A 6,525-nucleotide genomic window follows, 5' to 3' on the forward strand; every position below is an offset into this window, starting at 1 on the left:
GCTCGACTTGCTCGAAGAGGCAAGCTACACCCGCAGCGGCTGCAGCAGCGTGACGACGCTCCCCTGCCGCTGAATCTGAGCACCATGAATTCCGTAGCGTCATTTCGTAGCGTTGGTTTCGTTGTGGCTGGCCTGAACGTCATTGGCTCGGCGCCTAAACTGGGACACGACACCCAGGTGACGACCGTAGCCTTTGGCAGGGCGTACCGACGGGTGAATCGAGCGGTTCGTCTTGTCCGACGCAATGTCGAAGGCACGAGAGCTTCCTGGTCAAAGTGATTGCAGCGCAGCAGTTTTGCATGTTGCAGATCACTCTTGAAACCACCGCCGAGACACGCCTAAGCGCTGGAGTCATCGGTTGGGCATGGTGGCCTTCGATCAATGTGGCGATCGGAGCGACCGGACACAGCCACGCCCCCGTCCATGCGGGGTGGTGGCATGGCTGTATCCGGCAGATCGGGTCACCCCCCAGTCGAACGCTTCTTCCTCAGTTTGGGTAGATACGCGTCAAGCACGGGTGCTAGCCATGTCGAACGTGTCTGAAACCCGAGGTTCGAACCGAACTCGTCGAGCTTCGCTGCCTGCGCAGGCGTCGGACGGTATGTGATCGGGATCTGTCCTCCACCGCGGAACCGAACTGCATTCGGATCTGGATCGAACAGGTCTGACACCGGCCGAGTGACGATTCGGCGTGCTTCCACGACTTCCTGGAGAACGTCGACCTTTGCACCAACTGCCTCCAGAATTATCTGGAGATTGCTCAGTTCGTTGTCCTTCCCGTACTTCTTCAGTCGTGCCTCAACATCACTGTCGACGTACACAGCTGATGCGCCGGGCCTCTTCGCTCGTTGCGTTCGACTCTGCGGCTTCTGGGGTTCAACTGCAGTCTCAGGTGTTGATTCGTCGTCCTCGTCGAACTCCTCGGTCTCAGTGTCGGTCGCGACATCGCTGTCAGCAGTCTCGCCCTGGCTGAGGTTCTTGATGTACTCGGCTCTCTTCGCCGGATCGAACAGGTCACCAAGTCCTGCGCTACCGGAGGTATCCAGGTTCTGCCTCGTCAGGGGAGAGCTCATGGCCACAATCCTTTCTCAACTAGCTCTGCTCGCTTCTTCTCCGCAAGGGCGAACACCTCGTCGCCAAGGCCGTCGTAATCCTCGGCCACACCTTTAGACGCGCCGGAGACGACTATCGAATCCTTCGCTTCTCCCCTGCGCCGCTTCACCCAGGACGGGTTGTTCTCGATCTCCCGCGACAACTCCTCGGCTACTCGGCCGTACCGGCTGCTGTCTGCTGCCACTCCTTCTGAGAATCTGATGAAGGACTTCAGCACTAAGGTGGCATCGCCGAGATCTCGTGCCACGTCGCGCCCGATCTCGGCCCGGATGGCTTTGCTGCTGTGACCGGAGCCGAAGACGAACACTCCAAGGAGCATGATGAATGGGTTGTGCTCCATTGCCACCCGTATGTAGCTGGCCAGCTGGAGCAGTCCAAGTCGCGTCGAGTCGTCAGTCTTGATCGGAACCAGCACGAAACGTGCGACACCGAGAGCAATCAAGAGGAGAGTTTCGTTCTCCGGTGGAGTATCGATGATGACGACGTCGTAGTGGGGCGCCAAGTGCTGCAGCCGCTCGGCGAGGCTGAGAATCACCGATGCTGCGCCGCCGGCGGACTTCATTCGACTGCCGATTGCGTCCGTAATCATGGAGACGTAGGTGCCGCCAGGCAGCAGGTCGAGGTCTGCGCGTCCCCCAACCGAGCGAGCAGGCTTGAGATCTGTGTGGGTGACAATTGCTTGGAACAGGCCGAGCCCATCGTCATCGACGCCAGCTTTGCCCTTGATTCCGAGCAATAGCGATGCGGTGCCTTGTCCGTTGAGGTCGACCAGAAGGACTCGCTTTGGTCGGCCACTATCCGTACCGACGGCGTCGTCGTGGACGGCTGCTTTGGAGGCCTGCCTTGCCGCAAGATTGACGGCGGTTGCTGTCTTGCCTACTCCGCCCTTCCAGTTCGCGACGACTATGACGTTACCCAGCGCCGACCAATTGATCGTCGGAGCGACTCCGCTCAGTGGATGTCCCATGACTTCTTCCGATGTCTCTTCCGTGTCAGGTTCGTTGTTCGCACGCGGGCGGCGCGCTGAGGCGTTGCTGTCGGCCTGTGCGGCTGACCTGCGAGTTGTGAACTATCATTGCCTGAGCTCCAATATTCGTCTCTACCTGCGAGATTCAAGAAAGGCCGAAAGGTGTCGGACGGCAGGATGGATCGTAGCGCACATCGCGCACCAGGCGGTCAATCAACGCGCGACTCCGATCACCTGTCCGTCAAGGTCGCTGAGGGCGTTCCGGGTGGTGCTCCGGGGGATGGCTGCGTCGATGCGATGTCTGATTGCTGCGCGAAGCCGCGCACGAAGTCGCAGCTAAACGTTCCGATCTACGCAGGTCAAGACCTACAAGCGTATATACCACCGCAAATACCGGCATATAGACCCGGTGATAGATCGCGAGGTCATCTCCGTGGTGTGTCCGAAGGTGGTGCCGTCAGTAGGTACACAGCTTATCTGGTTGATTCGTCCGTAAGTAGGCCGACCAGCCGACCGATGAGTAACCACATAGGCTTGAGCACACACTGCTTCGGCAGCAGCGGCGAAGATCGACCAAGTCATGGCGATGTCGATTCCCGTAGGCGTGTATATATGAGTACATATGAAGGTACTGCGAAAGATTGTTCAATAGGCAAATTGACCTATTCTTTCGTGAGCTTTGGCAAATGGTGTTGTCGAGGTATATCAGCTCAGCTTGCTATGCATGCTGCTGTTACTGAGCCCATATATAAGTGTGCGCGTTTGCCGGACCACTGCGTGGGAGGAACCCTGGTATGGTCCCCGTTAACCGTATCCGTGAGCGTGCTTCACGGTGTGCCCACAAATTACCTGATAGGTAGTGCTACGCACCACCAGCCGCAGCTGTGTAGCAGTTTGGCGACAGGTCTTTCGCACTGCTGCCATGCAACCCGATTCAGTCATTGCTCAGGCTGTTCGCGAGACGGTTTTCATGCAAACCTTGCTACGCATCAAGCGCATAATATTCTGGTTTTCAAGCCGAGTGGTGAGTGTACATACAAGCCGATTTCCAACGCGGTCAATTGTCTCGCCAATGGCTCGCCGAACTGCGAGCACAATCTGTACGTAAGCCTACGGTCGGATACAGAGACGAGGTCTCCGATGTATTGTCAGACGAATCTGTCGCGAGGCGGCGCGGTTAGGTCGGCTCATCATTGTCGACGCTCTACGGGCCAGCATCGACCAATATATTTCTTTGCCTCTGGCCGCGTAAGGTCGTGTACGAACTTCTGAGCTTATGCCCGCGGCCATTGCACGGTAGATTTAATGAACGGCGATGACGTGGACGTGCTGCGCAACGCGCCGATGCATTCGCCGACGCGTCGGCCACAGCATTCATGGGTGCATGAGGGCTTGGTGACGAACCCGCCTGAGAATGTCCCGATTTTGGCGTCACAGTGACGAAACGTGGTGAAGGACCGTGTCCTAAATGGCGGTAGTCAGCTGCATGGGCGTTATTCGGGCCAATGTGCTACGGAGCTAACCGGTTCGCTCCATCCGGCGGGCGAAGGTCAACCATCTTGAGCTAAGGGCACGATCGATGAAGGAAGAATTCGATCAGCGACGCCAAAACTATGGCTATAGCAATCCGGTCTTACAGCGATTCTCGACTGTCTCAACTAGGGGAGGGTCCGCCGCTCGCGGAATGCGGTCACACTGCTGTATCCCCCTGCAGGGATCGAGCACCACACCGACACCGAGATCGTTGGCCAGTCGCTCCCATGGCTCGGGTCTCGGGCCCAGGTGATGTGCGTCAAGATCTGGACCTCCGGGCCAATGGTGTGGTCCCCTTGATTGCTGACGGCCAGGACTGCCGGCGCCGAGCTCGGTGGTAAGAAGCTGGACCGCGCAGACCGGAAACCGCGTAGTCGACTGGAGAACCAGCTCTAATCATCGAGTTGTGCCGAACCGCCGGGCGGTTCAGGGAATCTGCTGACGCTCGGGTCGGTGCGCATACTGTGCCTCCATGCCAAAACCATCGGGGCGTTTCGGTTATCGTTCTGTCCGCCAGCACCACATCGGGGACGCGCTTGAGGCGCTTGAGCAGCGTGGACTGGTCGGTGAATGGTGCCTGGAGTTCGCCCCGGAGCCAACCGGGCCCAGCCGGTGGCCGCCTGCTCAGCGTCACCGCTCCGAGGTGGCTTGGTGGGAGATCACGGATCCGGTCGACGGATCGTGCGGCCGATACCAGACACGTGAAGCCGAGCAGTACATCCTCAGCCTGTGCACACCGCGGCGTATCGAATGGGTGCCTGTTCCGTCACCCGGCGGAATCGCCGCAGGACGCCCTGTTTGGGAGTACTCCGCGCAGCAAGCTCACCAAGGGGCAGATGTCTTGGCCTACCCGGCTATTGAGGAGCACCTCAAGTGGGAGGGGGTCTACTTTCCACCCCTGCCGGATTCGACACAGGACGCGATGAAGGGGTGAGCCTTCTCGCGCGGCAAGCCGATTGCTGTGGTCGGCTGAAGTTACTAGTCCTGCGACCGCGGCGCGGTGCCGCGGGGCGATCATCGCTGTAAACGGTAGTGCCACATGTACCTCGGGTGATTCTTCCTCGCCCGATACCGTGTCGCACCGACGAACTCGAATCCTGCCGCGACTGCCACTGCCTGGCTCGCGGAGTGGTCGGATGCGATGTGGCAAAACAGGTCGGTATCGTGCCACGTCAGAACAGTGGCAGCTGCACGGAGCGCAGCCGTGGCATATCCGAGGCCTTGAAGATGCTGTGGCACCAAGTACTTGATCGCTACCGCATCTCGTCCCTCGACCGATTGGATTCCCCCGGCGATGAACTCGTCCGCTATCGGCGGCACGCTGGCCGCTGCGAGGTAGACAACACACTCGCCGAGGTGATTGCGTCCCGCCCATTCCATACAACGCCCGGCGCCGACCGGCATCACTTTCGAGCAGTCGCCCGGACGCCAGCTTCCGACCCGATGGTCGGCCTCCTGGCTCGCGAACCACGCCGAGATCGCCAGCCCGTCGGCAGGTTGCAAGGGGTGCAGGGTTACGTGAGCAGCCATGACCTGGCAATTATCCACCTGAGGCGGCCAGACGAACACGCATCCGGCTTGGCGCGGTGATCAATCGCAGTACACGCCCACAGCCTCCGCATAGCCACGGTCCCGCCCTAGCCGGTGGTCCCGCGGCATCTCCACCCGACCGCTGGATCGCGAAAGAGCACGGACCGACACGGTCTGCCCTCTTTCTGAAGTTCTGCGTTCTCGCTGCACCAGATGCCCCTGGCCCGCGGCGATCCTCCGCCCCAATGTGAGTGGGGGTCTATCGAGGGTTGTGTTTCCCTCCCTGCATATCTCGGGCGTCGGGAACCACTTCCACCGCCGAAGTAGCGTGCTTTTAGTCACGCAGCGATCGTATGCGGCGCGTGTGTGCGCGATTAGCGGCCAGGAATTGCGGTTCCGAGTTGTCTGAGGCTTGTGTTCTACTGTGTTCGAGATCGTTTGCGACCCAACAGATCCAGGATCAGCGAAAGGGGGTGGCCGCAGTGTGGGTGACCTATTTGTTGCTGCCAGCTGCAGTGCTGGCGGGGGTGGTTGCGGGTGTGCGTGCAGGCAGTGTCTGGCGTGGGCTCGTTGTCGGCGTTGCGGTGTTGTTCCTCCCGATCGCGCTGGTCTTGATGGTCGGATTCTCGCTGCTGAAGTTGGGTATGGGCCAGGGCGCCTCGTAGCCCCCTCGGGCGTCCGGGGAGGCGCGCCGCGGCCGCGGTAGTTCAGCACGTCGATTCGCTTCTGCTGGTGGCACACCGGCTGTGGGTTGGCCGCCTTTTCGGCGGAATTGCGTGGATACGGTCGAGCACTGACGTGCTGTGACGTCCTGAGATTGGCGTCACAGCCCCTGGGTGTTCGAAGGGGAGTGATCCGTGTCCGATGCCGAACCGCGCCCGCGGATCGCCGAGGGGGATCGAGAGCCGCGACAGCCAGCACTGGACGACGGCGAGCGGGTCGCGGCGGCAGGGAGAACTCATGAAGCAGACGCCGAGCCGGGAGTTGACTTCGGCGGCGTGGTGGGCGGATCCGCAGCGGTGGCGCCGTTGTCTGGTGGCCGACAATCCGTTGGCCGCGCAGATCGCGGTGCGGGTGTGGGGGAGGGTGGCCCAGCTGGACTGGCAGATCCTGGCGACCGCGTTGATCGCCCAGCGCCTCGAGGACGGTCAGCCGACACCCAAGACGGCGGCGGATCCGCTGGCGGTGGAACTGGAAGCACAGATCGATCACGCTTTCCGGGCGCTGAACAGGACTCTGAACTCAACAACCTGATTTACCGGTGGTCAACGACTGTCCGAGATCTGGATCGGATCCGCGAGAACGGCCACGCACTGCTGGCCCGGAACCTCGACGCCGAGCTGGAGGTGCAGCGCAACCGGTGGAGCAGCCTGCACCGCCAC

At 60.6% G+C, this 6,525-nt stretch carries 5 protein-coding genes; 2 read left to right on the forward strand and 3 right to left on the reverse strand.

What is annotated here, in order from left to right; genetic code table 11:
* Positions 1 to 461: 461 nt before the first annotated feature.
* The 3 genes from IBX18_RS39465 to IBX18_RS39475 all read right to left on the reverse strand — a co-directional run bounded on the left by IBX18_RS39465 (position 462) and on the right by IBX18_RS39475 (position 5,143).
* Positions 462 to 1,073: a hypothetical protein gene (locus IBX18_RS39465; RefSeq protein ID WP_194838519.1), complete on the reverse strand. Its 612-nt coding sequence runs from the start codon at positions 1,071 to 1,073 to the stop codon at positions 462 to 464.
* Positions 1,070 to 2,080 (reverse strand): ParA family protein, encoded by a 1,011-nt coding sequence (locus IBX18_RS39470; RefSeq protein ID WP_194838520.1) that lies wholly within the window; start codon positions 2,078 to 2,080, stop codon positions 1,070 to 1,072. The genes IBX18_RS39465 and IBX18_RS39470 overlap by 4 nt, the downstream gene beginning before the upstream one ends.
* A gap of 2,547 nt (positions 2,081 to 4,627) precedes the next feature.
* Positions 4,628 to 5,143, reverse strand: a complete 516-nt coding sequence (locus IBX18_RS39475; protein ID WP_194838521.1) for a GNAT family N-acetyltransferase — start codon at positions 5,141 to 5,143, stop codon at positions 4,628 to 4,630.
* 539 nt (positions 5,144 to 5,682) lie between these two features.
* Between IBX18_RS39475 and IBX18_RS42950 the strand changes: the two genes are divergently transcribed.
* Together IBX18_RS42950 and IBX18_RS39480 are read left to right on the forward strand one after the other, a co-directional pair.
* The gene (locus tag IBX18_RS42950; protein WP_255528293.1) at positions 5,683 to 5,808 is read left to right on the forward strand and encodes a hypothetical protein; all 126 of its coding nucleotides are present in this window, start codon (positions 5,683 to 5,685) and stop codon (positions 5,806 to 5,808) included.
* Between the two features lie 295 nt (positions 5,809 to 6,103).
* Positions 6,104 to 6,397, forward strand: coding sequence for a hypothetical protein (locus IBX18_RS39480; protein WP_194838522.1), 294 nt, complete (start codon positions 6,104 to 6,106; stop codon positions 6,395 to 6,397).
* Positions 6,398 to 6,525 lie beyond the last annotated feature (128 nt).

This window comes from Nocardia sp. XZ_19_369 (assembly GCF_015355715.1).
Classification (GTDB): domain Bacteria; phylum Actinomycetota; class Actinomycetes; order Mycobacteriales; family Mycobacteriaceae; genus Nocardia.

Excerpts from the sequence above, each read along its gene's own strand:
- IBX18_RS39465 (WP_194838519.1), bottom strand. The coding sequence starts at position 1,073 with ATGAGCTCTCCCCTGACGAGGCAGAACCTGGATACCTCCGGTAGCGCA.
- IBX18_RS39470 (WP_194838520.1), bottom strand. The coding sequence starts at position 2,080 with ATGGGACATCCACTGAGCGGAGTCGCTCCGACGATCAATTGGTCGGCG.
- IBX18_RS39475 (WP_194838521.1), bottom strand. The coding sequence starts at position 5,143 with ATGGCTGCTCACGTAACCCTGCACCCCTTGCAACCTGCCGACGGGCTG.
- IBX18_RS39480 (WP_194838522.1), top strand. The coding sequence starts at position 6,104 with ATGAAGCAGACGCCGAGCCGGGAGTTGACTTCGGCGGCGTGGTGGGCG.